The organism is Bradyrhizobium sp. IC3123, from assembly GCF_020193625.1.
GTDB lineage: Bacteria > Pseudomonadota > Alphaproteobacteria > Rhizobiales > Xanthobacteraceae > Bradyrhizobium > Bradyrhizobium yuanmingense.
Genome location: NZ_JADYVF010000009.1, coordinates 193,562 through 215,124, shown reverse-complemented (window position 1 = coordinate 215,124; position 21,563 = coordinate 193,562). Strand labels below are relative to the sequence as shown.

Genomic DNA, 21,563 nt, shown 5'->3' with positions numbered 1-21,563 from the left:
TATTCGGAGCCAACATGGGCGAAGTTATTCGATTTGTCTCGAAGTCCGAGCGCGAGCGAACGCGCCTCATCCAGGAAGCGCGGGCGATCTACGACAGCATCTTCCCGCCGGTCGATCCGACGGACGAGGGCCAGGGAAAGCCGGCGATCCGTCGCCCGTTCATCGGCCGCGACGGAGGTAACGTATCGTGATCAAGATCATCGCCGTGCTTTGTAGCCTCGCCTCTCCCTCCAATTGTCACGAGCAGATCGTCACCACGTCGGACTTTGCGCAAATCTCGGTGCAGGCCTGCCTGATGGGCGCGCCGCAGCTTGCCGAATGGATGAACCAGCATCCGGCCGAGCGCCTGGCGGCCTGGCGCTGCGTGATCGGAGACCAGGGGCGCCGGGGAATCTAGCGAGGCGGATTCTCCTCCGACAAATCAAGGCGACCCACAAATCACGGAGTGACGCCAGTCCATTGCCGGTCTACCCTCCCTGTTCGAAAATGAGGGGGAAGCCGGATGGAGGTCGCCAGCCTCGTTCTTCCCGTATTCGCGATCATCGTCACCGGCTGGCTCGCCGGCGAGCTCGGCTATCTCTCGCGGGCGCTGGCCGATGCCCTGGTGCATTTCGCCTACAACGTGGCGATGCCGGCGCTGTTGATTGTCACGATCGCCCAGGAGCCGGCGCGCAATCTCCTGGAATGGCGTTTTCTGCTCGCCTTCGGCGGCGGCTCGCTGATCTGCTTCGCGCTCGTGTTCGTGCCGGTCCGCGCAGGCGGCAAACACGACCTCGCCAGCAGCACCATTCACGGGATGGCGGCGGCGATGACCAACACCGGGTTCGTTGCGCTGCCGATCCTGCATGCGATCTACGGCCAACCCGCCGTCCTGCCCGCGGCCGTCGCAACGGTGTTCGTGGCCGCGGTGATGTTTCCGATCACGGTGATCCTGCTGGAAAAGCGCGATGCACGCGGGGCCTCCGTGCGCTCTATGGGACTGGCAAAGCAGATCCTGCTCAATCCCATGGTGCTGTCGACGTTCATCGGCCTCACCTGGGCGGTGACGGGACTGCCGATTGCGGCACCGGTCGCGGCCTATCTCAACATGATCGCTGCCGCGCTCACGCCGTGCGCGCTGTTCGCCATCGGGCTCGGCCTGTCCATCGAGGGCTTGCGGTCCAACCTGAAAGCGTCGTTTGCGCTCGCCGCGGTGAAACTGGTGGTCATGCCGCTCATCGTCTACGGGCTTTGCGTCGTGATCGGCCTCACCCCTCTCTACACGGTTGCGGCGGTCATCTGCGCGGCCGTGCCGACGGCGAAAACCGTCTACGTCCTCGCACATGAACACAAGGTCGAGGAGAAGCTGGTTGCGGCCACGGTCTCGATCACGACGATGCTGTCGGTCGCGACATTGCTCATCGCGCTTTATCTGCTCTCGGGATCGGCGAGCGGCATGCGTTGATCCGCCAGTGGCCTCCACCTTGCCGGAGCCCTCTATCTCGTGGTGTTGCTCCAGGTGGGAGCCGAGTTGGTCACGCCGACCGAGGGCCAATTGTATGATCCGATCGACGGCGCGGTGACAGTGCCAACCGTCTGTCCCGACGATCCGTAGGCCGCCCTCGGTTGCGCGGCCGGCGCTCCGGCTCCGCCATAGGTCGGAGCCACCACACCAGTGCTGTATTGCCGGCTGGACCGGACCTTTTTCGCCTCAGCTGCGAATGGTGCGGCAAGCAGTCCCGTCGTGATCAGCGCGGAAATGGCGAGTCTGATGGTTTTCATGGCTGATCCCTTCACCCGTTGCGCGCCCCGATATGCCAAGTGTTCATGCATCGGCAAATTTCCATGGGTTCTCCCTTCATAACTCCGTGTGCGGACGAAGGTGCCGGAGCGCGGCGGACTCACACCGTCTTCGGATGGACCCGAATCAGCGCTAGTGCATTGCTTTCAGTGACTTCCCTGGACGCAAGCATGACCGGCGCCGAACTGAAGCAGCTTCGCAACGACCTCTCCGATGCCCTCGAGCGCAAGCTCAGCGCGGCCGACATGGCCAAGCTTTGCGGACTGCCGGAAAGAGGCGGCGCCGACACCATCCGGCGCTGGGAGGTCAGCGGCCCGACGCCGGAGGGGACCAGGATACTGCGCGTGCTCGCGATGGCGAGCGAGCGCTATCCGATCCTGGAGAAGTTCGACATCTTCGATCGACACGACGTGCGTGAGGAAGACAGGCCGGCAAAGCGCGCCGCCTTTCGCGCGCAGATGCGCGATGAGGCACGGCGGCGTCTTGGTTAACAGGATGCCCGCGCAAGTTACCCGAGAGGCGCCCAGGTTAAGCCTTCCTTCACCACTTCTTAAGTTGCCATTAAGCACGAAAATCATTTGCGGCCCAACAAGTTACGTTGGCCGTCGCTGTGCCACGGATGTGACAGCATTTTCGTCAAAAGCGAGCTATCTGCAAAACCAATGCGGCGCAGCAAACGCGCCTGCCGGGGACCTTACGTGTTGGAGTTCAAGACGATGAAGAAGATTCTGTTTGCGACCGTGGCGCTGCTCGTGTTGGGCGCGGCTGCGCCGGCCGTCGGTGCCGATCTCGGCAACCGCAATTATTACAAGACGCCCGCGCCGGCCTACGCCGCGCCGATCTACAATTGGACGGGCTTCTATCTCGGCGCCCATGTCGGCGGCGCGTTCTCCAGCGACAACAATTTCAATGGCCTCTCCACCGGCAACAACGGCAACGGCCGCTTCCTCGGCGGCGTGCAGGTCGGTGCGGACTGGCAGTTCCACCCGAACTTCGTGGTCGGCGTCGAAGGCCAGTATTCCTGGCTCTCCGGCAGCGTCGGCGCCGTGTTCCCGGGCGGCATCGCCTACACCAACGACCAGCGCGGCCTCGGCTCGATCACGGGCCGCGTCGGCTACACCTGGGGTCCCGGCCTGGTCTATGTGAAGGGCGGCTACGCCTATTCGGACAACAACGAGAGGGTCACCGTCGGCGGCGTGCCGGCCGCCTTCGTCATCACCGGCGATCACCGCAACGGCTACACCGTCGGCGCCGGCCTCGAATACATGTTCGCCCCGAACTGGTCGGCCAAGGCCGAGTACCAGTACTACAATTTCGGCGACGCCAGCTTCACCGCCGGTCCGCTCGCCGGCACCGGCGCCTTCACCACCGACGACCATACCTTCAAGGCGGGCGTCAACTACCGCTTCAACTGGGCGAGCCCGGCCATGGCGCGCTACTGATCGGTTACCAGGACCTTATCAAGATGAAGGGGCCGGCCTCGTTGCCGGCCCCTCTTTTTTCGCTCTGCGGAACAACGTCAACCGATTGGGCTCATTGCGATTCCTTAACCGGTGCTGCCGATACTGCAGCCACAAATAGAAGAACATTGGGGGAATTTTCGATGCCGATCCGTTTGGGCCTTGGCCGCTTCCTTGGCAGTTTCCGTCCGCGTTTCAAAATGCCCAAATGGGGCGTGCGCGGCAGCCTGTTCGCGGCGTTTGCGGTCATCGCGGGCATGGGCCTCGTGATCGCGGCCGGCGCCGGCCTTGCGCTGCAGAATCTCGGCGGACGCATGACTGAACTGAGCGGACGGGACATTCCGCGCCTTTCCGCCAGCCTGCAATTGTCGGCGCTGAGTGCGAGCCTCGCGGCGCAGGGACCGGCCCTGCTTGCGGCGCAGAGCGAGGACGCTCTGAACGAGCGCACCAAGAAACTCAGGGAATTACAGGAGCAGACGCAGCAGAAGCTCAACGAGATCATCGAGCTCGGCGGCGACAAGAGCGTCGTCTCCGGGCTCAGCGAGACGATGAAGAGCATCAACGAGGCGGCTCAGAGCCTGACGAAAGCCGCCCGCGAACGGCTCGACATCGCGGCGCTGCACGACAAGCAATATGACGCGCTTCGCGCCGCGCAGGGCGCCTTCGTCGGCGCAGCGAGTCCGGCGATGCTGGACGCGCAGACCCGCGTCAATGCCATTCTCGGTTCAGCCGACTTGTCAGCCGCAGACGCGACCGACGCCGCGCAGACCGTCGGTCAGCTCGGCAACGTCGTCGCCAGCGGTAATCTCGCCGCCGCCAACATGAGCGCGGCGCTGTCGGCGAACACCAGCGACAAGCTCGATGACATCCAGAAGGAATTCAAGACGGCGCAGGGGCGCCTGCGGTCGAACCTCGATCTGTTGCCGGACAATCAGGGCAACAAGATGCTGCGCGACACCGCGGAAAAGCTGCTCGCGCTCGGCACCGGCAAGACCGGCGTGTTCAATCTGCGCGAGAAAGAGCTCGACTCCATCGACTACGGCCAGACCATCCTGGACGAGACCCGCAAGCTCAATGTCGGGCTCGGCATCAGCGTGCAGCAGCTCGTCGACGGCGTGCAGAAAGAGACCAACGCCTCGACCCTCCAGGCGCGGCAGGAGATTTCGCTCGCGACGTCGGTCATGCTGGGCTTGGGCGCGCTGATGCTGGTCGGCTCGGCGCTGTTCGTCTGGCTCTATGTCGGCCGTAACATCCTGCGCCGGATCGGCGCCTTGCAGCAGTCGATGCAGCTGCTCGCGAACGGGGATCTCGAAACCGAGATCTACCGCTCGAAGAATCACAACGACGAAATCTCGGTGATGGCGAACACGCTGCAGGTGTTCCGGGAGAGCATGATCGAGACCCGCGCGCTGACGAGCGAGCAGGACAAGGACCGTATCGCCAAGGCCGAGCGCGCCGCGCGCATGGAGGCGAAGATCGCCCAGTTCGAAAGCACGGTGCGCTCCGCGCTCGATAATCTGGCCCAATCGGCCAATTCGATGCAATCGACCGCGCAGAGCATGTCGAACACCGCCGACCAGTCCAACGCGCTGGTCAACGCGGTCGCCTCCGCGGCGGAAGAGACGTCGGTCAACGTGCAGACCGTCTCGGCCGGCACCGAGCAGCTGTCCTCCTCGATCCAGGAGATCAGCCGCCAGGTCGTGACCTCCGCCGAGATCGCCAAAAAGGCGGTCGACGAAGCGGGAGCGACCGACGCCACGGTGCAGAGCCTTGCCGACAGCGCGAGCCGCATCAGCGTCGTCGTCGACCTGATCCAGACCATTGCCTCGCAGACCAATCTGCTCGCGCTCAACGCCACCATCGAGGCGGCGCGCGCCGGCGAGGCCGGCCGCGGCTTCGCGGTGGTTGCCTCCGAGGTGAAGAGCCTGGCGAGCCAGACCGCCAAGGCGACCGACGAGATCCGCACCCAGATCGCCAGCATGCAGTCAGTCACGACCTCCGCGGTCGGCGCCATCCAGGGCATCGGCCGGATCATCGGCGAGATCAACGACGTCACCACCACGATCGCAGCGGCGGTCGAGGAACAGGGCGCCGCGACGCGCGAAATCGCCCGCAACATCCAGCATGCCGCCGGCGGCACCAGCGAGGTCTCCAGCAACATCGTCGGCGTCTCCACCGCGTCCGCCGAAGCCGGCGCTGCGGCCACCGAGGTGCTGGGCGCTTCGGACGCGCTGCGCCGCGAGGCCGATATGCTGCGCGGGGAGATCGACGCCTTCCTCAACGATATGCGGGCGGCGTAAGGCCCTGTCCTGTAGCCTGGATGGAGCGTAGCGCAATCCGGGCTACGGAAAACTGCCTCGGTATGACCGCCATGCTGTCGCCGCCCAGCATCCTTTTTCGGCTGGCGCCCCGCGCGCGCTGGGTTTAAGCCGATAGCATGAGCTCGAAAACCGACACCCCGCAGTCCTCGGCCGAGGCCCTGCGCTACCCCTGGGAACAGCATCCCGGCCCCGAACAGGTGGTCGAGGTGCGGCCCGGCGTGTTGTGGGCGCGGCTGAAGCTGCCGTTCCGCCTCAACCACGTGAACATCTACCTGCTCGCCGATGGCGACGGCTATGCGATGATCGATGCCGGCTTCGGCAACGAGGAGACGATCCAGGCCTGGACGAAGCTGTTCGACGGACCGCTGAAAGGCGTCAACATCACGCGCCTGATCGTCACCCACTCCCACCCGGATCATGTCGGTCTCGCCGGTTGGATCGTCGAGCGGTTCGGCTGCCCGCTGGTGATGTCGCAGGTCGAATATCTGCAATCGGTCTATCACCAGAACCGCGGCACCGAGGAGCGGCGCGAGGCGCAGCGGCTGTTCTTCCGCCGCCATGGCATGGACGAGTCGCTCACCGAAAAGCTGCTCGGCCGCGGCCAGGACTATCTGAAGCGCGTCTCGGTGCTGCCGCCGTCCTACCGCCGCATCTCGCATGGCGACGACGTCGTGATCGGCACGCGCCGCTTCAAGGTCATCACCGGCGGCGGCCACGCCCTCGACCAGGTGATGCTGTATTGCGCCGACGACAAGCTGTTCCTCTCCGCCGACCAGGTGCTGAGCAAGATCTCGCCGAATGTCAGCGTCTGGGCGGTCGAGCCCGACCAGAACTCGCTCGGCGAATATCTGGCCTCGCTCGCCAGCCTGACCACGACGCTGCCCTATGACGTGCTGGTGCTGCCCGGCCATGGCGTGCCATTCTACGGATTGAAGACCCGCATCAAGCAGCTCGCCGACCACCACGAAGAGCGCTGCCGATTGATCGCGGAAGCCTGCCGTGAGGTGCCGCAAACCTCGCGCGCCCTGGTGCCCGTGGTGTTCAACAAGCACGTGCTGGACGAGCACCAGATGGGCTTTGCCGCCGGCGAGCTCGTCGCCCACGTCAACTACATGATCGTCGAGGGCCGCCTCACGCCCGAGATGCAGGACGGCGTGCTGCAGTTTCGGACGACGTGAGTTCTTCGCCTCTCCCCGCCTGCGGGGAGAGGCCGACACGCGAAGCGTGGCGGGTGAGGGGAGTCTCCGCGAGTCCAACTCTCACCATCATTGCCGAAACAGCCCCTCACCCCAACCCTCTCCCCGTAAGAACGGGGCGAGGGAGCAGACCTCCGGCGCGGCTGGCGCCTCACTTCATATTCGCGATCGCGTGCAGCGCCGCGATGTAGCCGAACGGCCCGAGCCCGCAGATCACGCCGGTCGCCACGAACGAGATCTTGGAATGCCGGTGATATTCGTCACGGGCGTGGATGTTGGAGATGTGCACCTCCAGCACCGGGCCCTCGAACGTCTTGATCGCGTCCATGATCGAGACCGAGGTGAAGGAGAGGCCGGCCGGATTGATGACGATGGCCTCGGCGTCCTGCCGCGCCGACTGGATCAGATCAACCAGCACGCCCTCGTGGTTGGACTGGTGGAAGGCGAGCTTGAGGCCGAGCCTGGCGGCTGCGTCCTCGCAGCTCGCGTTGACCTCCGCCAGCGTCGTCGTGCCGTAGATGTGCGGCTCGCGGATGCCGAGCATGTTGAGGTTGGGACCGTTGAGGATCATCACGCGCTTCATGGAAGGGTCCTTTCGAGAGCTTGGTTGAGCAAGGAAAGCGCGCGCCGGGCCGCGACGGAAGACCATAGGCTGGGTCGCCCCGGCAGATGGTGCAGAGCAGCATTATATGTCGCGCAGGATTGATCGGGATCAAACTGAGACGCGCCGGATAGGGCATTTTGCCCAAATGCCCCACAGATCCAAATGTGGGATAGCGCATAGACATTGGAGCTGGAAAAGCTCTAAGTAGACCCGTCCCCTTGGTCAGGTTCCGTTGCAGGTTTGCCGATGGATTACGCCCAATTCTTCGATTCCGCCCTCGATCGTCTCCACACCGAGCGGCGTTATCGCGTGTTCGCCGACCTCGAACGCACGGCCGGCCGGTTCCCGCATGCGGTCTGGCACTCGCCCAAGGGCAAGCGCGACGTCGTGATCTGGTGCTCCAACGACTATCTCGGCATGGGCCAGCATCCGAAGGTGGTCGGCGCCATGGTCGAGACTGCCACGCGCGTCGGCACCGGCGCCGGCGGCACCCGCAACATCGCCGGCACGCATCATCCGCTGGTGCAGCTCGAAGCCGAGCTCGCCGATCTCCACGGCAAGGAAGCCGCGCTGCTGTTCACCTCGGGCTATGTCTCGAACCAGACCGGCATCCCGACCATCGCAAAGCTCATTCCGAACTGCCTGATCCTGTCGGACGAGCTCAACCACAATTCGATGATCGAGGGCATCCGCCAGTCCGGCTGCGAGCGGATCGTGTTCCGCCACAACGACGTTGCGCATCTCGAAGAGCTGTTGAAAGCGGCCGGTCCCGATCGGCCGAAGCTGATCGTCTGCGAGAGTCTCTATTCCATGGACGGCGATGTCGCGCCGCTCGCCAGGATCTGCGATCTCGCCGAGAAATATGGCGCGATGACCTATGTCGACGAAGTCCACGCCGTCGGCATGTACGGCCCGCGCGGCGGCGGCATCGCCGAGCGCGACGGCGTGATGCATCGCATCGACATTCTCGAGGGCACGCTGGCCAAAGCGTTCGGCTGTCTCGGCGGCTACATCGCCGCCAACGGCCAGATCATCGACGCCGTGCGCTCCTATGCGCCGGGCTTCATCTTCACCACCGCGCTGCCGCCGGCGGTCTGCTCGGCCGCGACCGCCGCGATCAGGCACCTGAAGACGTCGAGCTGGGAGCGCGAGCGCCACCAGGACCGTGCCGCCCGGGTCAAGGCGATCCTCAATGCCGCCGGCCTGCCGGTGATGTCGAGCGACACACACATCGTACCGCTGTTCGTCGGCGATCCCGAGAAGTGCAAGCAGGCTTCCGACCTGCTGCTCGAACAGCACGGGATCTACATCCAGCCGATCAACTATCCGACCGTCGCCAAGGGCACCGAGCGCCTGCGCATCACGCCCTCGCCGTATCACGACGACGGCCTTATCGATCAGCTCGCCGAAGCGCTGCTGCAAGTGTGGGACCGCCTCGGCCTGCCGCTGCGCGCGAAGTCGCTGGCCGCGGAATAGGCCTCTTTTACCCTCCCCTGGAGGGTAAGAGCGGGCGGACAGCTCGCCCCACCGCTTAACGACGCCGGCAGTTCGTACCGCCGCACGGCATTTCGCTGTCGCCTGCACTCGCTCAACGCGCTAGGTTTGCAAGGAAAATGAGCTCGGGCGCCGCCGGCGCCCAGGGAGAGAGCCCCCGACCCATGCTGCACGATTGGGGCGTGATCGCCGCCGCCTTCGGCTATATCGGCTTCCTGTTCCTGGTGGCGAGCCACGGCGACCGCCGCTCGCCGGCCGGTCGCGGCCGCGCCTCCGGGCTGATCTATCCGCTGTCGCTGGCGATCTACTGCACGTCCTGGACCTTCTTCGGGTCGGTCGGCTTCGCGACCCGCACCTCGACCGATTTCCTCGCGATCTATGTCGGCCCGATCCTGATGATCGGGTTGGGGGCCGGGGTGCTCCGACGCGTGATCCAGCTGGCGAAAGCCCACAACATCACCTCGATCGCCGACTTCATCGGGGCCCGCTACGGCAAGAGCCAAGCGGTGGCGGCGACCGTCGCCGCAATCGCGATCATCGGCTCGGTGCCCTATATCGCGCTCCAGCTCAAGGCGGTGGCTTCTTCGCTGGGCACAATCCTGAGCGAAGACCAGGCCTTCTCGCACATCCCGATCCTCGGCGACATGGCGCTGATGGTGACGCTGACGATGGCGGCCTTCGCTGTGCTGTTCGGCACGCGACAGACCGACGCGACCGAGCACCAGCACGGCCTGATGCTGGCGATCGCGACCGAATCCATCATCAAGCTGGTCGCCTTCCTCGCCGCCGGCATCTTCGTCACCTTCTGGATGTTCTCGCCGCATGAATTGATCGAGCGCGCGATGAGGACGCCGGAAGCGGTGCGCGCCATCAATTATTCGCCGTCGATCGGCAACTTCCTGACCATGACATTGCTGTCGCTGTGCGCGATCATGCTGCTGCCGCGCCAGTTTCACGTCAGCGTGGTGGAGAATTCCTCGGATGCCGAGGTCGGCCGCGCGCGCTGGCTGTTTCCGCTCTACCTCGTCGCCATCAACCTGTTCGTGATCCCGATCGCGCTCGCCGGCCTCGTGACCTTCCCGTTCGGCACGGCCGACCCTGATATGTACGTGTTGGCCCTGCCGATCGAGAGCGGCGCGAACCTGCTCAGCGTCGCCGTCTTCGTCGGCGGGCTGTCGGCGGCGACCGCCATGGTGATCGTCGAATGCGTCGCGCTCTCCATCATGGTCTCGAACGACCTCGTGGTGCCGCTGGTGCTGAAACGTCGGCCGGAGGGGCGCGCCGGCGGGGCCGATTTCAGCAACTTCCTGCTGCGCTCGCGCCGGCTCGCGATCTTCGCCATCATGGTGATGGCCTATTTCTACTATCGCGCGCTCGGCAGCACCCAGCTCGCGGCGATCGGCCTGCTCTCCTTTGCCGCCATCGCCCAGCTCGCCCCGAGCTTCTTCGGCGGCCTGCTCTGGCGGCGCGCGACCGCGCGCGGGGCGATCGGCGGCATGCTGGTCGGGTTTGCGGTGTGGCTCTACACGCTGTTCATGCCGAGCTTCATGGATTCCTCGACGTCAGGCATCCTGCTGCTGCAGCACGGCCCGTTCGGCATCGAGGCGCTGCGGCCGCAGGCACTGTTCGGCGCCGACCTGCCGCCCCTGATGCACGGCGTGATCTGGTCGCTGTCCCTCAACATCCTGACCTATGTGCTGCTGTCGCTGGCACGCCGGCCATCCTCCATCGAGCTGCTGCAAGCCGATCTGTTCGTGCCCAATACGCTCGCACCGATCTCCCCGAGCTTCCGCCGCTGGCGCAGCACCGTCACCGTGCAGGACATCCAGACCACGGTGGCGCAGTATCTCGGGCCCGACCGCGCACGACACTCCTTCGAGGCCTTCTCGGCGCGGCGCAACGTGCGGCTGGAGCCCGGTGCGCCCGCCGATTTCGAGCTGCTGCAACACGCCGAGCATCTGATTGCCTCCTCGATCGGCGCGGCCTCCTCCCGCCTCGTGATGTCGCTGCTGCTGCGCAAGCGGACGGTCTCCGCCAAGGCCGCGCTGAAGCTGCTCGACGATTCGCACGCCGCGCTGCATTTCAACCGCGAGATCCTGCAGACCGCGCTCAACCATGTGCGTCAGGGCATCGCCGTGTTCGACGCCGATCTGCAACTGATCTGCTCCAACCGGCAGTTCGGGGACCTCCTCAATGTGCCACTGCATCTGATCCAGTTCGGCACGCCCTTGCGCGAGATCCTGGAGTTCATCGGCCTCGGCGATCCGAACGATCCGCTCGAGCGCGAGGCCCTGCTGGAACGGCGCCTTGCGGCCTACACCACCGACAGCGAGCCTTATCTCGAGCGGCTGCCGGAACGCCACATGGTGATCGAAGTGCTCACCAACCGCATGCCCGGCGGCGGCTTCGTCATCACCTTCACCGACGTCACGCCGAGCTTCGAAGCCGCCGAAGCGCTGGAGCGCGCCAATGCGACGCTGGAAAAGCGCGTGCGCGACCGCACCGAGGAGCTGACGCGGCTGAACTCCGAGCTGGCCATCGCCAAGAGCGCGGCGGAGGACGCCAGCATCTCCAAGACGCGTTTCCTCGCCGCCGCCAGCCACGACATCCTGCAGCCGCTGAACGCGGCGCGGCTCTACGTCACCAGCCTCGTCGAGCGCCAGCACAATGGCGAGGAGACGCGGCTGGTCGAGAACATCGACGAATCCTTGCAGGCGATCGAGGAAATCCTCGGCGCGCTGCTCGACATTTCCAGGCTCGACGCTGGCGCGATGGCGACCTCGATCTCGAGCTTCAAGATGGCCGATCTGATGCGGTCGCTGGAAATCGAGTTCGCGCCGATCGCGCGCGCCAAGGGCCTGGAGCTCGCCTTCGTGCCCTGCTCGTTGCCGGTCGAGTCGGACCGGCTCCTGCTGCGGCGCCTGCTCCAGAACCTGATCTCGAACGCGATCAAGTATACCCCGCGCGGCCGCGTGCTGGTCGGCTGCCGCCGCCGCGGCGCCTCGCTCAAGATCTGCGTCTACGACACCGGCGTCGGTATCCCCGCGGTCAAGCGAGGCGAGATCTTCAAGGAATTCCATCGCCTGGAGCAGGGGGCGCGGATCGCGCGCGGTCTGGGCCTCGGCCTCTCGATCGTGGAACGCCTGGCCCGCGTGCTCAAGCACGGCATCGCCATCGACGGCAATCGAAGCGGCGGCTCGGTGTTCTCGGTGACGGTGCCGACGGCGAAGGCGGTCACCCACACCGCGGCCGTGACCAGCGCGACGCCGCTGGCGCGCACACCGATCTCGGGCGCGCTGATCGTCTGCATCGAGAACGATGCGGCGATCCTCGACGGCATGCGCACGCTGCTCAAGGCTTGGGACGCCGAGGTGATCGCGGTCGCCGATCCCGAAGGCGCGATCGCTGCGATCGAAACCGCCGGCCGCCGCGTCACCGGCCTTCTGGTCGATTATCACCTCGATCGCGGCAACGGCATCGCCGCCATCCGCGAGATCCGCCGCCGTTTCGGCGATGGCATCCCTGCGATCCTGATCACCGCCGATCGCAGTCCCGCCGTGCAGGTCGCCGCGCGTGACGAGAAGATCGCGGTGCTCAACAAGCCGGTGAAGCCGGCTTCGCTACGTGCCCTGCTGGGCCAGTGGCGCACGCAACAAATGGTGGCGGCGGAGTGAGGCCCCCGGGGTCAATAGTCAGTCGATACGCTGAGCGCTCGCCACCTCTCCAGCTCTTCGAGGCGGAGCTTATCGATCGCAGCGATGGCGTCGACGGCATCGCTTCCGAGCGCAATGCGCAGAGGCGGGCGCTCCATATCGGCAAGCTTCAGAACCACGGCCGCGGCTTTGGCTGGATCGCCGGGCTGCCGGCCGTCGTAATCGCGCTGCATCCTGACGGCAGCGCCGACGAGCGCATCGTATTCCGGGCGTCCTTCGCCGGTCCCATGTGCGGCTCGCGCAAAGCCGGTGCGAAAGCCGCCGGGCTCGACGATCGTGACGTTCACGCCGATCAGCGCCATCTCGCGCGCCAGCGATTCCGAAAAGCCCTCGATACCCCATTTCGCGGCCGAATAGGCGGCGCGGGCTGGGGCGCCGATCCGGCCGCCTACGGACGAGACTTGCACGATGTGGCCACGGCGCTGCCGGCGCAGCACCGGAATCGCCGCCTTGGTGACGATAATGGTGCCTATCAAATTGGCCTCGATCTGCCGCCGGAACGAGTCCAGGCCAGTATCCTCGACCGATCCGAGGTCGCCGTAGCCGGCATTGTTGACGACCACGTCGAGTCCGCCGAACGTCTCCGCAGCAAGCGCGATGGCTGCCGGCGCGGCAGCTTCATCCGTGACGTCGAGCGTTGCAAGGCACAGTCTTTCAGCGAAACGTTCCCGCAACGGTTCAAGCGGTTGGAGCGTCCGCGCAGTGGCAACCACCTGGTCGCCCGCGGCGAGTGCCGCTTCCGTGATGGCACGGCCAAGCCCGCGAGAGCTGCCGCTGATGAACCAAGTCTTCAAGCCAGTCACCGTATGTCTCAAGGCGCAAGCCGCGTGAAGACATAGTCGCGGCTCTTGGCGCGGGCTTCGTGGCAGGCGAAGCAGGTGCGGTGCTGCGCCTCGTCCACCGGCTTGCCGTTGATGAAGCGGCCAAAGCCCCAGCCGCCGGTAGCCGCGTATTTCCTGGAATCCTTCACCATCACCTGGACCGTGGTGGTGGCGCCGGGAATCGTCGCGGACGCAAACTCGGGTGACTGTTTCCGCTTCCAGGCGCGCTTGACCAGAATGGTGCCGTCCGGGAACGGCAGTTTTCCGGCCTGATAGGCATCGATGGCGATCTGGTTGCCGACAACAGCGCGCAGCTCGTCGAGCGGCGCGGCCTCTTCGGCCGGCGCGATCAGCTCCCACCGCTTATAGCCGGCTGGAATTGTGACGCCGAAGATCGGCGAGGCGTCCGCCGCGCTCTGTTCCGCTGGCCCTTCCGCGAAGGCGATCGTGACGAGGTAGGGCATGCAGGTCAGGAGCACGACGAGGACGACCACGGTCAGCACGATCATCGTGGTGTAGAGAGATTTCTTCTTTTCGGGTTCGGCTATCGTCATGATGTTTCATCGGGCTCGATCAATGAGGCTGGACGGAGGTGCCGACGAATGCCTAGGCGCCGTCGGCGTCGATGACGGCCTTGGCGAAGGCTTGTGGCGCTTCCTGCGGCAGATTGTGGCCGACGCCGCCTGTGATCAGGCGAAACTCGTATCGGCCTGAGAACTTCTTGGCATAGGCGCTCGGCTCGGGATGCGGCGCTCCGTTGGCGTCGCCCTCCATCGTGATCGTCGGCACCTCGATCTGCGGAGCCGCGGCCAGCTTCTTTTCGAGAGGCTCGTATTTCGCCTCGCCCTGGGCAAGCCCGAGCCGCCAGCGGTAATTGTGGATCGTGATCGCGACGTGATCCCTGTTGTCGAGCGCCGCCGCGCTCCTGTTGAAGGTGGCGTCGTCGAACTTCCACTGCGGCGAGGCCAGCTTCCAGATCAGCTTGGCGAAATCGTGCGTGTACTTCTCGTATCCGGCCCGGCCGCGTTCGGTCGCGAAGTAGAACTGGTACCACCATTGCAGCTCCGCCTGCGGCGGCAACGGCGCGTTGCCGGCAGCCTGGCTCGAGATCAGATAGCCGCTGACCGCTACCAACGCGCGACAACGGTCCGGCCACAGCGCGGCGATGATGTCGGCGGTGCGTGCACCCCAGTCGAAGCCGGCGACGACGGCTTTCTTGATCTCGAGCTTGTCCATCAGCGCGATGATGTCCGCGGCCATGGCCACAGGCTCGCCGTTGCGCGGCGTTTCGCTGGAGAGGAAGTGCGTCGTGCCGTAGCCACGCAAGTATGGGATGATCACGCGATAGCCGGCCTTTGCCAGGAGGGGCGCGACGTCAATGAAGGCGTGAATGTCGTAGGGCCAGCCATGCAGCAGGATCGCTACCGGACCGTTCGAGGGACCCGCCTCGGCATAGCCGACGTTGAGAACGCCGGCATCGATCTGCTTGATCGCGCCGAAGGACGCATTCGATGCTTGGGATCGCTGCGGTTCCGTCTCGGCACGAGCGAACGCGATCACGCCGATGCCCGCGGCGGCGGCTCCGGTGGCGATGCCGAGAAACTGGCGGCGGTGCTGATCGATGAGCTGCTTCATGATGGTGTTACCTCGTCGTGGTTGATGATGGTGCGTCAGATCAGCGCGACCGTGACGTCGATGTTGCCGCGGACGGCCTTGGAGTAGGGGCAGGTTTGATGCGCTTCATCGATGATGCCGCGTGCGATCTCGGGGTCGAGTCCCGGCAGGCTGACATTGAGGCGCGCCCTCAGCGCGTAGGCGCCCTCGTCGAGCACGAGATCGATCTCCGCGTCGATCGCGCTTTTCCTGGGAAGGGTCACCTTCTGCTTGCGCGCGGCGAGTTCCATGGCGCCTTCGAAGCAGGCCGACCAGCCGGCCGCAAACAATTGCTCGGGATTTGTGCCGATGCCGGCCCCGCCCGGCGGCGACAGCTTGACGTCGAGGCGACCGTCGGAACTGCGCGATATGCCGTCGTGCCGGCCGCCGCTGGTGTGGGTCCGGGCCGTGTAGAGCAGTTTTGCCGTTTGCGTCATGAAGAGCTCCTTGCCGTCGCGCAAACTGACTAGCGGCGACGCGCCCCGGAGACCCGTTTGGACTTGTGAGAAGTTGTGAGGCCGGCGCAGAAGCTGTTGCGAGGCCTGCAAACAAGGTCTGAGGCCGATGCAACGCAGGCCTTGCGGGATGGCTGCCCTCTGGCTATCCGGTTCGCAAATGAGCAAGATTTCGCGATGACCACGCCGACCGGGCCAAGACTCTCGTTCGGACCATTCACCGTGGCGCCACATGAAAGGCTCGTGACGCGCGACGGCGTCACAGTGCCGCTGGGTGCGAAGGCGTTCGACGCGCTGACCGCACTGATGTCGCGGCCGAACGAGGTCGTCAGCAAATGGGATCTAATGGCGCTGGTGTGGCCCGGCATCACCGTCGAAGACGCCAATCTGCGCTTTCACATCGCCGCTCTCCGCAAGGCGCTCGGCGACGGCAAGGACGGCGCGCGATACATCACGACGCTCTCCGGACGCGGCTATTGCTTCGTGGCGCCGATCTCGCACACGCAGCTTCCGGCGGCGCGGCGCTCGTCCCCGCCGATGGAATTGCCGCCGGTCAAGCTGCCGAATCGGCTGCAACGGATGATCGGGCGCGACCAGGCCGTCACCACCATCTCCGACAAGCTTCTCACCTCGCGCTTCGTCACGATCGTCGGTCCGGGCGGCGTCGGCAAGACTGCCGTCGCGGTGGCGATCGCCCACGACCTGCTCGCGACGTTCTCCGACGCCGCGCATTTCGTCGACCTTGCCGCGCTCAGCGATCCCGATCTCGTGATCACCTCGATCCTGTTGATGCTCGGCTTGCCGGCCGAGACCGACGATCCCCTGCCCGCGCTGCTCGCGCATCTCCGAGACAAGCGGATGCTGCTCATCCTCGACAATTGCGAGCATGTCATCGCCGCGGCGGCACCGCTGGCTTCGGCGATCTTCCACGCTGCGCCTGATGTCCACATCCTCGCCACCAGCCGCGAAGCCCTGCGCGTCGAGGGCGAGCAGGTCTATCGATTGGCGCCGCTCGCCGTTCCGCCTGATAGTGCCGGGCTGAGTGCGGCGGCTGCACAGACCTATCCCGCGCTTCAGCTCTTCATCGAACGGGCGACCGCAGGCGGGGCGCAGATCGCGCTCGACGATACCAACGCCGCGACTATCGCGAGGATCTGCCGCAACCTCGACGGCATGGCCCTCGCGATCGAGCTCGCCGCCGGCCGGGTCGAAGCTTACGGCCTGGAGCAGACGGCCGCGCTGCTCGATGAGCGTCTCAATCTGCTCTGGCAAGGCCAGCGCACCGCGCCGCCGCGACAGAAGACGTTGCGGGCGACGCTGGACTGGAGCTACGGGCTGCTGTCCGACATCGAGCGCCTCGTCCTCCGCAGGCTGGCGGTCTTCGCAGGTCACTTCACCATCGACGCTGCCCTCGAGGTCGTCCCGGATGAACGTGCCGACCGCTCCCATTTGTTCGATGCCATCGACAGTCTCGTCGCCAAATCGATGGTCGCGCCACGGCCGGTCGGCGCCATGATGCGCTACCGTCTGCTCGATACCACGCGCGCCTATCTGCTCGAGATCGAGCCGAACGACGCCGCGCTCGCCGCCCGCCACGCGACCTACTACCGGCGATGGCTGGAGCAGGCCGGCAGCACATGGGCGGCAACGCCGAACGCCGACGAACGGGCGATCCACTTCTCCGCGCTCCACAATGTGCGTGCCGCGCTGGACTGGTGCTTTGGCGCGGGCGGCGACGCCACCGCCGGCATTGCGCTCGCCGCCGCGGCAGCGCCGATCTTCCTCGCGATGTCTCTTCTGATCGAATGCCGGCGCTGGTCGGAACGGGCACTGCTTGCCATGCCCCCGTCCGCGCGCGGCAGCGCCGATGAAATGCACATCCAGGCTGCCCTCGGGCTGACCCTGATGTTCACGCGCGGCGGCAGCGAGGCGGCGCGCGTGGCCTTGAGCAGGAGCCTTGCGATCGCGGAGGCGCGCGGCGACGCGCCGAACCAGCTCCAGCTGCTCGGCCGCATGCACATCTTCCACGAACGGATGGGGCAGTTTGATGCCGCGCTTGGCTATGCGCAGCAGAGCCTTGCGGTCGCGCAGCCGCTCGGCGATCCGGGCTCGATCGTCCTCGCCCATTCGTTGCTCGGGGTCTCGCTGCATCTGGCCGGCGAGCACCGCGACGCGCTCAAGATGCTAGAGGTCGCATGGCAAGGGCCGGGCGCCGAACGAATCAGCACCATCCATGGCTTCGATCATCGCAACCGGGCCGGCATCACGCTGGCGCGCGAACTCTGGTTGCAGGGCCGGCCCGCGGACGCGCGGCAGCTGGCGCAACAGACGGTGACTGAAGCCGCGCAGATGGAGCATCCGATCACGCTGTGCATCGCGTTGATCTGGGCGGTCTCGATCTCGCTCTGGGACGGCGATCTCGACGGCGCCGAGCAGAGCATCGACCAATTCATCGCGCATGCCGAATCTCGCTCGATGGGTCCCTATCTCGTGGTGGGCCGCGGCGTGAAAGGCGAACTGGCGATCCGTCGGGGAGACGCCGCGCAAGGCGTCGATACGATCATGGCTTGCCTACGCAAGCTCCACGAGGCCGGCTACGAACTGCTCACCACGACCTTCAACATCGCGCTGGTTCAAGGCTTGTTGGCGCTTGGACAGGTCGAGCAGAGTGCGCGCCTGATCGACGATGCGATCCGCCTCGTCGATCAGAGCGGCGATCATCTCTACATGCCCGAATTGCTGCGGATGAAAGGCAGAGTTCTGTTGTCGCTGCCGGAGCCCGACGCCGAGCAGGCAGAAGCCCACTTCATGCAATCCCTGGATCTCAGCCGCCGGCAAGGCGCCACGGCCTGGGAGCTGCGCGCTGCGATCGAGCTCGCCGGGCTGTTTGCCGGACGCGGGCAGCGCGACGAGGCGAAGCGATGGCTCCAATCGGCGCTCGAGGGCTTTGCCGAGGGCGCCGATACGGCGGATATCAAAGCGGCCAGCGTGCTTCTGACCACGCTGTAGCAGCCCTATTCCGTCGGCGTACCCTGCTTCGTCGCTGCGCTCCTCGCAATGACGGCGCAAGGTGAACCGTTATCGACCTCAAACCAGCGTCTCGACTCGCAGACATGGCTTCGCCTTCTCGCGGCGCGTTTCGCCCGAGTTTTGCGCTTCGCGTCACGCCCTCCTGGAGAAAGGGCGCAGGGAAGGCCGGGTGCTGGCTCGCACCCGCGGTCCGCTGCGCGAAATGCACACGCAGAAGGAACCGCACAGTAGCATACAGGTGAAGCCGAACACACGGCCTTCCCTGCGCGATGGTCGGACGGCTTATGCCGTGCTCTCCCGGGAGCCGAGTTCCCTCTGGCCTCCCTCGCCCTCACGAAAGTCACCGACACCGCGCCGGTTGGCGCAGATGCCGCATCCGCAAGCGCTTGACCGTAGCAACGACGGCCAGGACCACACGGTTTTGCCGTTACGCGAACGGCGCCGTTCGTACAACGCGGCTTGCGAGGCGCTCACGGGGCTCGGCTCAATCCATCACCCCGCCCTGCGTCCCACATCCGCGACGGCGCCAAAGCGTCCACCGCAGCCCGATCCGCGGCTCGTGACGACGTACGACCGCCCCTTTCGCCGGATCAGGGTGAGCCAGGATTTACGCTGAATCCGAATTTCTGTAAAGTAGAATATTTGGCCGCCGATCGGTTGACCCAGCCGTTGCTGTTTTGAGCGACGACGGCCCAACCCCTAGGGGTGGCTCGGTCACGTCCCTGCAAATCATGTTTCGAAGAACGCGCACATGATGTCCCGTCATCTCCAGCAGCAGCGCGAAAAGCGGAGAGCGTCAACCGCCCGGGTTGGACGAAAAGCGGAAGTGCTTCGGCGGACGTCCCTTAGTTCTTGGGCTGCCCGAAATCGACCAGCGGTGGCGGCAACTCGATGTCCGGAATCTCGATCTTGATCTTATCCAGATCCACCTTGATCGGGGCGTCCAGCAACCCGGTGACAGTGATCGGGAATGCGATCACGACCGCAACCATGATCGCCTGCAGACCGATCCACGGCACCGCACCCCAATAGATGTCTGAACTCTTGACTTCCCTCGGCGCCACGCCGCGCAAATAGAACAGTGCGAAGCCGAAGGGGGGATGCAGGAAGGAGGTCTGCATGTTCACGCACAGCATGATCCCAAACCAGATCAAGGCGGCATCCGCGCCGACGACAGGCGTGAGGAGCTTGAGGGCGGTCGGCGCGATCATGGGAACGATAATGAAGGCAATCTCGAAGAAGTCGAGGAAGAAGGCGACAAAGAAGATGAACAGATTGATGAAGATTAAGAAGCCCCATACACCGCCCGGCAACGATGTCAGCATGTGTTCCAGCCAGACGCCCCCGTTGCAGCCGAGAAAGACAATCGAGAAACAGGTCGATCCAATGAGGATAAAAGTCACCATGCAGGTGATGCGCATGGTGGTCTCATAACCCTGCTTTACCAGCAAGCGCAGGTCGGGAATCCTGATTACCTCGAGACACGCCCAGGCCACCGCCAGATAGGCAATCGCGAACGCAATTTTGAACGGCAGATTAGGCGTGAAGTAGATGCCGATGATGGTGCCCACGCCGGCCGCGGCCACGCCCACGAGCAAGACCTTGTGACCGGCCGAGCTGAAATCCTTGTGATGGATGACGGCGAGGACGATCGCGCCGACGGCGCCCATGGCACCCGCTTCGGTCGGCGTGGCGAGCCCCAGCATCATCGTGCCGAGCACCACGAAGATCAGAACGGCGGACGGAATGATGCCCAGAAGGCATTTGCGCCAGAGTGCCCAGCCCTTGAGCGTCCTCGCTTCCTTCGGCACCGCCGGAACATGGCCCGGTTTGACGATGCTCAGAACGAAGGTGTAGCCCGCGAACAGCGCGATCTGAAGTATCGATGGCCCCCAGGCGCCCAGATACATGTCACCCACCGACTTTCCGAGTTGGTCCGCGAGCACGATCAAAACCAGCGAGGGAGGCACCAGCTGGGTTATGGTGCCGGAGGCTGCGAGCACGCCGGTGATGTAGCGCACGTTGTAGCCGTAGCGGATCATGACCGGCATCGAGATCAGCGCCATGGCGATGACCTGCGCCGCCACTGTGCCTGTGATGGCCCCAAGGATGAAGCCGACGATGATCACGGAATAGCCGAGACCGCCGCGAACGGGGCCAAACAGCTGTCCCATCGAATCCAGCATGTCCTCTGCGAGGCCACATCGTTCGAGGATCGCGCCCATGAACGTGAAGAATGGGATGGCCAGCAGCAGCTCGTTGGACAGAACGCTGCCGTAGATGCGCTCCGGGATCGCCTGGAGGAAGCTGAACTCGAAAAATCCCAAATGGATCGCGAGAAATCCGAACGAGAGCCCGAGGGCGGCCAGCGTGAAGGCGACCGGAAAGCCGATGAGCATCGCCAGCACAAGACCGCCGAACATCAGCGGCGGCATCATCTCGATCGTGATCATTGGGTCGGCCGCTCGTATTTCGCATCGATGGTGACTTCACCGCGCAAGGCGGCGGCGCGCTTGATGACCTCCGAGATACCCTGCAAAGCCACCATGAAGAAGCCGGCCGGCAGGACGAACTTGATCGGCCACCGCAGAAGGCCGCCTGCATTGTTGGACATTTCGCCGATGACGAACGAATTGTAGAACATCCCCCAAGAGAGGTAGCTGAGGAGCAGGCAGGCAGGGACGAGGAAGACCAATGTCCCGATCAGGTCCAGCCACAGCTGGCCGCGTTCGGTGAGCATGAGATAAAGGATCTCGACGCGGACGTGCTCGTTGCGCTTAAAGGTGTAGGACGCGCCGAACATCACGATGACGGCGAACATATACCACTGCGTCTCTAGCCAGCTGTTCGAGCTGTAACTGAAGGCGTAGCGGATCATCGCATTGACAGCACTCACGACGCAGGCCGCGAGCACCAGAATATTGCAGACGTTGCCGACCTTTTCGTTCAGCCAGTCGATAGCCGTACTCATCGCCAACAATGGGCGCATCGATGCCTTGTCCCCGCTCGCTGAGTACTATCCCCCAGGCGAGCAGG

The 21,563-nt window shown here is 64.9% G+C and carries 18 protein-coding genes; 10 read left to right on the top strand and 8 right to left on the bottom strand.

The features are described 5' to 3' along the window. Window positions 1-14 precede the first annotated feature (14 nt). The 3 genes from I6F20_RS26685 (at window position 15) to I6F20_RS26675 (ending at window position 1,444) form a co-directional block, all read left to right on the top strand. Window positions 15-191 (top strand): hypothetical protein, encoded by a 177-nt coding sequence (locus I6F20_RS26685; RefSeq protein ID WP_192893053.1) that lies wholly within the window; start codon window positions 15-17, stop codon window positions 189-191. Continuing rightward, complete coding sequence (locus tag I6F20_RS26680; RefSeq protein WP_035996696.1) at window positions 188-397, top strand: hypothetical protein; 210 nt, start codon at window positions 188-190, stop codon at window positions 395-397. Before I6F20_RS26685 ends, I6F20_RS26680 begins: the two co-directional genes overlap by 4 nt. 105 nt (window positions 398-502) lie before the next feature. After that, on the top strand, window positions 503-1,444 hold the full coding sequence (locus tag I6F20_RS26675; RefSeq protein ID WP_035996694.1) for an AEC family transporter: 942 nt from the start codon (window positions 503-505) through the stop codon (window positions 1,442-1,444). 32 nt (window positions 1,445-1,476) lie between these two features. Here I6F20_RS26675 and I6F20_RS26670 read toward each other — a convergent pair whose 3' ends face one another. Beyond that, the gene (locus tag I6F20_RS26670; RefSeq protein WP_035996692.1) at window positions 1,477-1,761 is read right to left on the bottom strand and encodes a hypothetical protein; all 285 of its coding nucleotides are present in this window, start codon (window positions 1,759-1,761) and stop codon (window positions 1,477-1,479) included. Between the two features lie 189 nt (window positions 1,762-1,950). Between I6F20_RS26670 and I6F20_RS26665 the strand changes: the two genes are divergently transcribed. The 4 genes from I6F20_RS26665 to I6F20_RS26650 all read left to right on the top strand — a co-directional run bounded on the left by I6F20_RS26665 (window position 1,951) and on the right by I6F20_RS26650 (window position 6,739). Next, window positions 1,951-2,271, top strand: coding sequence for a hypothetical protein (locus I6F20_RS26665; protein ID WP_035996689.1), 321 nt, complete (start codon window positions 1,951-1,953; stop codon window positions 2,269-2,271). A 225-nt stretch (window positions 2,272-2,496) separates the two neighbouring features. Further along, a complete protein-coding gene (locus I6F20_RS26660; protein WP_035996788.1) occupies window positions 2,497-3,222 on the top strand; it encodes an outer membrane protein in 726 nt (241 codons plus the stop codon). 161 nt (window positions 3,223-3,383) lie between these two features. Beyond that, on the top strand, window positions 3,384-5,540 hold the full coding sequence (locus I6F20_RS26655) for a methyl-accepting chemotaxis protein (RefSeq protein WP_225128532.1): 2,157 nt from the start codon (window positions 3,384-3,386) through the stop codon (window positions 5,538-5,540). A 137-nt stretch (window positions 5,541-5,677) separates the two neighbouring features. Then, window positions 5,678-6,739, top strand: a complete 1,062-nt coding sequence (locus tag I6F20_RS26650; protein ID WP_225128530.1) for an MBL fold metallo-hydrolase — start codon at window positions 5,678-5,680, stop codon at window positions 6,737-6,739. Between the two features lie 169 nt (window positions 6,740-6,908). On the opposite strand, the gene aroQ is transcribed toward I6F20_RS26650, so the two are convergent. Next, the gene (aroQ, locus tag I6F20_RS26645; protein ID WP_035996668.1) at window positions 6,909-7,340 is read right to left on the bottom strand and encodes a type II 3-dehydroquinate dehydratase; all 432 of its coding nucleotides are present in this window, start codon (window positions 7,338-7,340) and stop codon (window positions 6,909-6,911) included. Window positions 7,341-7,607: 267 nt separating this feature from the next. On the opposite strand from aroQ, the gene hemA reads away from it, so the two are divergent. Further along, window positions 7,608-8,837, top strand: a complete 1,230-nt coding sequence (gene hemA, locus I6F20_RS26640; protein ID WP_035996665.1) for a 5-aminolevulinate synthase — start codon at window positions 7,608-7,610, stop codon at window positions 8,835-8,837. Between the two features lie 182 nt (window positions 8,838-9,019). Further along, window positions 9,020-12,529, top strand: coding sequence for a PAS domain-containing hybrid sensor histidine kinase/response regulator (locus I6F20_RS26635; protein ID WP_225113014.1), 3,510 nt, complete (start codon window positions 9,020-9,022; stop codon window positions 12,527-12,529). An 11-nt stretch (window positions 12,530-12,540) separates the two neighbouring features. On the opposite strand, the gene I6F20_RS26630 is transcribed toward I6F20_RS26635, so the two are convergent. The 4 genes from I6F20_RS26630 to I6F20_RS26615 are packed head-to-tail and all read right to left on the bottom strand — an operon-like array spanning window position 12,541 to window position 15,479. Next, window positions 12,541-13,362: an SDR family NAD(P)-dependent oxidoreductase gene (locus I6F20_RS26630; protein ID WP_035996659.1), complete on the bottom strand. Its 822-nt coding sequence runs from the start codon at window positions 13,360-13,362 to the stop codon at window positions 12,541-12,543. 17 nt (window positions 13,363-13,379) lie between these two features. Further along, window positions 13,380-13,943, bottom strand: a complete 564-nt coding sequence (locus I6F20_RS26625) for a cytochrome P460 family protein (protein WP_225128528.1) — start codon at window positions 13,941-13,943, stop codon at window positions 13,380-13,382. Window positions 13,944-13,995: 52 nt separating this feature from the next. Then, window positions 13,996-15,024, bottom strand: a complete 1,029-nt coding sequence (locus I6F20_RS26620; protein WP_225128525.1) for an alpha/beta fold hydrolase — start codon at window positions 15,022-15,024, stop codon at window positions 13,996-13,998. 35 nt (window positions 15,025-15,059) lie between these two features. Continuing rightward, window positions 15,060-15,479 carry an organic hydroperoxide resistance protein gene (locus I6F20_RS26615; protein ID WP_035996651.1) on the bottom strand — a complete coding sequence of 140 codons (420 nt, stop codon included), beginning with the start codon at window positions 15,477-15,479 and terminating at the stop codon, window positions 15,060-15,062. Between the two features lie 195 nt (window positions 15,480-15,674). Here I6F20_RS26615 and I6F20_RS26610 point away from each other — a divergent pair, with 195 nt between their 5' ends. Continuing rightward, complete coding sequence (locus I6F20_RS26610) at window positions 15,675-18,506, top strand: ATP-binding protein (RefSeq protein WP_225128523.1); 2,832 nt, start codon at window positions 15,675-15,677, stop codon at window positions 18,504-18,506. Window positions 18,507-19,372: 866 nt separating this feature from the next. Here the strand turns inward: I6F20_RS26610 and I6F20_RS26605 are convergent. Together I6F20_RS26605 and I6F20_RS26600 are read right to left on the bottom strand one after the other, a co-directional pair. After that, window positions 19,373-20,980 (bottom strand): TRAP transporter large permease, encoded by a 1,608-nt coding sequence (locus I6F20_RS26605; RefSeq protein ID WP_225126868.1) that lies wholly within the window; start codon window positions 20,978-20,980, stop codon window positions 19,373-19,375. Continuing rightward, window positions 20,977-21,516 (bottom strand): TRAP transporter small permease subunit, encoded by a 540-nt coding sequence (locus I6F20_RS26600; RefSeq protein WP_036020596.1) that lies wholly within the window; start codon window positions 21,514-21,516, stop codon window positions 20,977-20,979. Before I6F20_RS26600 ends, I6F20_RS26605 begins: the two co-directional genes overlap by 4 nt. Between the last annotated feature and the right edge of the window lie 47 nt (window positions 21,517-21,563).

Bases quoted from the DNA above. Each gene is read 5' to 3' on its own strand.
- I6F20_RS26685 (WP_192893053.1), top strand. From the start codon at position 15: ATGGGCGAAGTTATTCGATTTGTCTCGAAGTCCGAGCGCGAGCGAACG.
- I6F20_RS26675 (WP_035996694.1), top strand. From the start codon at position 503: ATGGAGGTCGCCAGCCTCGTTCTTCCCGTATTCGCGATCATCGTCACC.
- I6F20_RS26670 (WP_035996692.1), bottom strand. From the start codon at position 1,761: ATGAAAACCATCAGACTCGCCATTTCCGCGCTGATCACGACGGGACTG.
- I6F20_RS26665 (WP_035996689.1), top strand. From the start codon at position 1,951: ATGACCGGCGCCGAACTGAAGCAGCTTCGCAACGACCTCTCCGATGCC.
- I6F20_RS26660 (WP_035996788.1), top strand. From the start codon at position 2,497: ATGAAGAAGATTCTGTTTGCGACCGTGGCGCTGCTCGTGTTGGGCGCG.
- I6F20_RS26655 (WP_225128532.1), top strand. From the start codon at position 3,384: ATGCCGATCCGTTTGGGCCTTGGCCGCTTCCTTGGCAGTTTCCGTCCG.
- I6F20_RS26650 (WP_225128530.1), top strand. From the start codon at position 5,678: ATGAGCTCGAAAACCGACACCCCGCAGTCCTCGGCCGAGGCCCTGCGC.
- aroQ (WP_035996668.1), bottom strand. From the start codon at position 7,340: ATGAAGCGCGTGATGATCCTCAACGGTCCCAACCTCAACATGCTCGGC.
- hemA (WP_035996665.1), top strand. From the start codon at position 7,608: ATGGATTACGCCCAATTCTTCGATTCCGCCCTCGATCGTCTCCACACC.
- I6F20_RS26635 (WP_225113014.1), top strand. From the start codon at position 9,020: ATGCTGCACGATTGGGGCGTGATCGCCGCCGCCTTCGGCTATATCGGC.
- I6F20_RS26625 (WP_225128528.1), bottom strand. From the start codon at position 13,943: ATGACGATAGCCGAACCCGAAAAGAAGAAATCTCTCTACACCACGATG.
- I6F20_RS26620 (WP_225128525.1), bottom strand. From the start codon at position 15,024: ATGAAGCAGCTCATCGATCAGCACCGCCGCCAGTTTCTCGGCATCGCC.
- I6F20_RS26615 (WP_035996651.1), bottom strand. From the start codon at position 15,479: ATGACGCAAACGGCAAAACTGCTCTACACGGCCCGGACCCACACCAGC.
- I6F20_RS26610 (WP_225128523.1), top strand. From the start codon at position 15,675: ATGACCACGCCGACCGGGCCAAGACTCTCGTTCGGACCATTCACCGTG.
- I6F20_RS26605 (WP_225126868.1), bottom strand. From the start codon at position 20,980: ATGATCACGATCGAGATGATGCCGCCGCTGATGTTCGGCGGTCTTGTG.
- I6F20_RS26600 (WP_036020596.1), bottom strand. From the start codon at position 21,516: ATGCGCCCATTGTTGGCGATGAGTACGGCTATCGACTGGCTGAACGAA.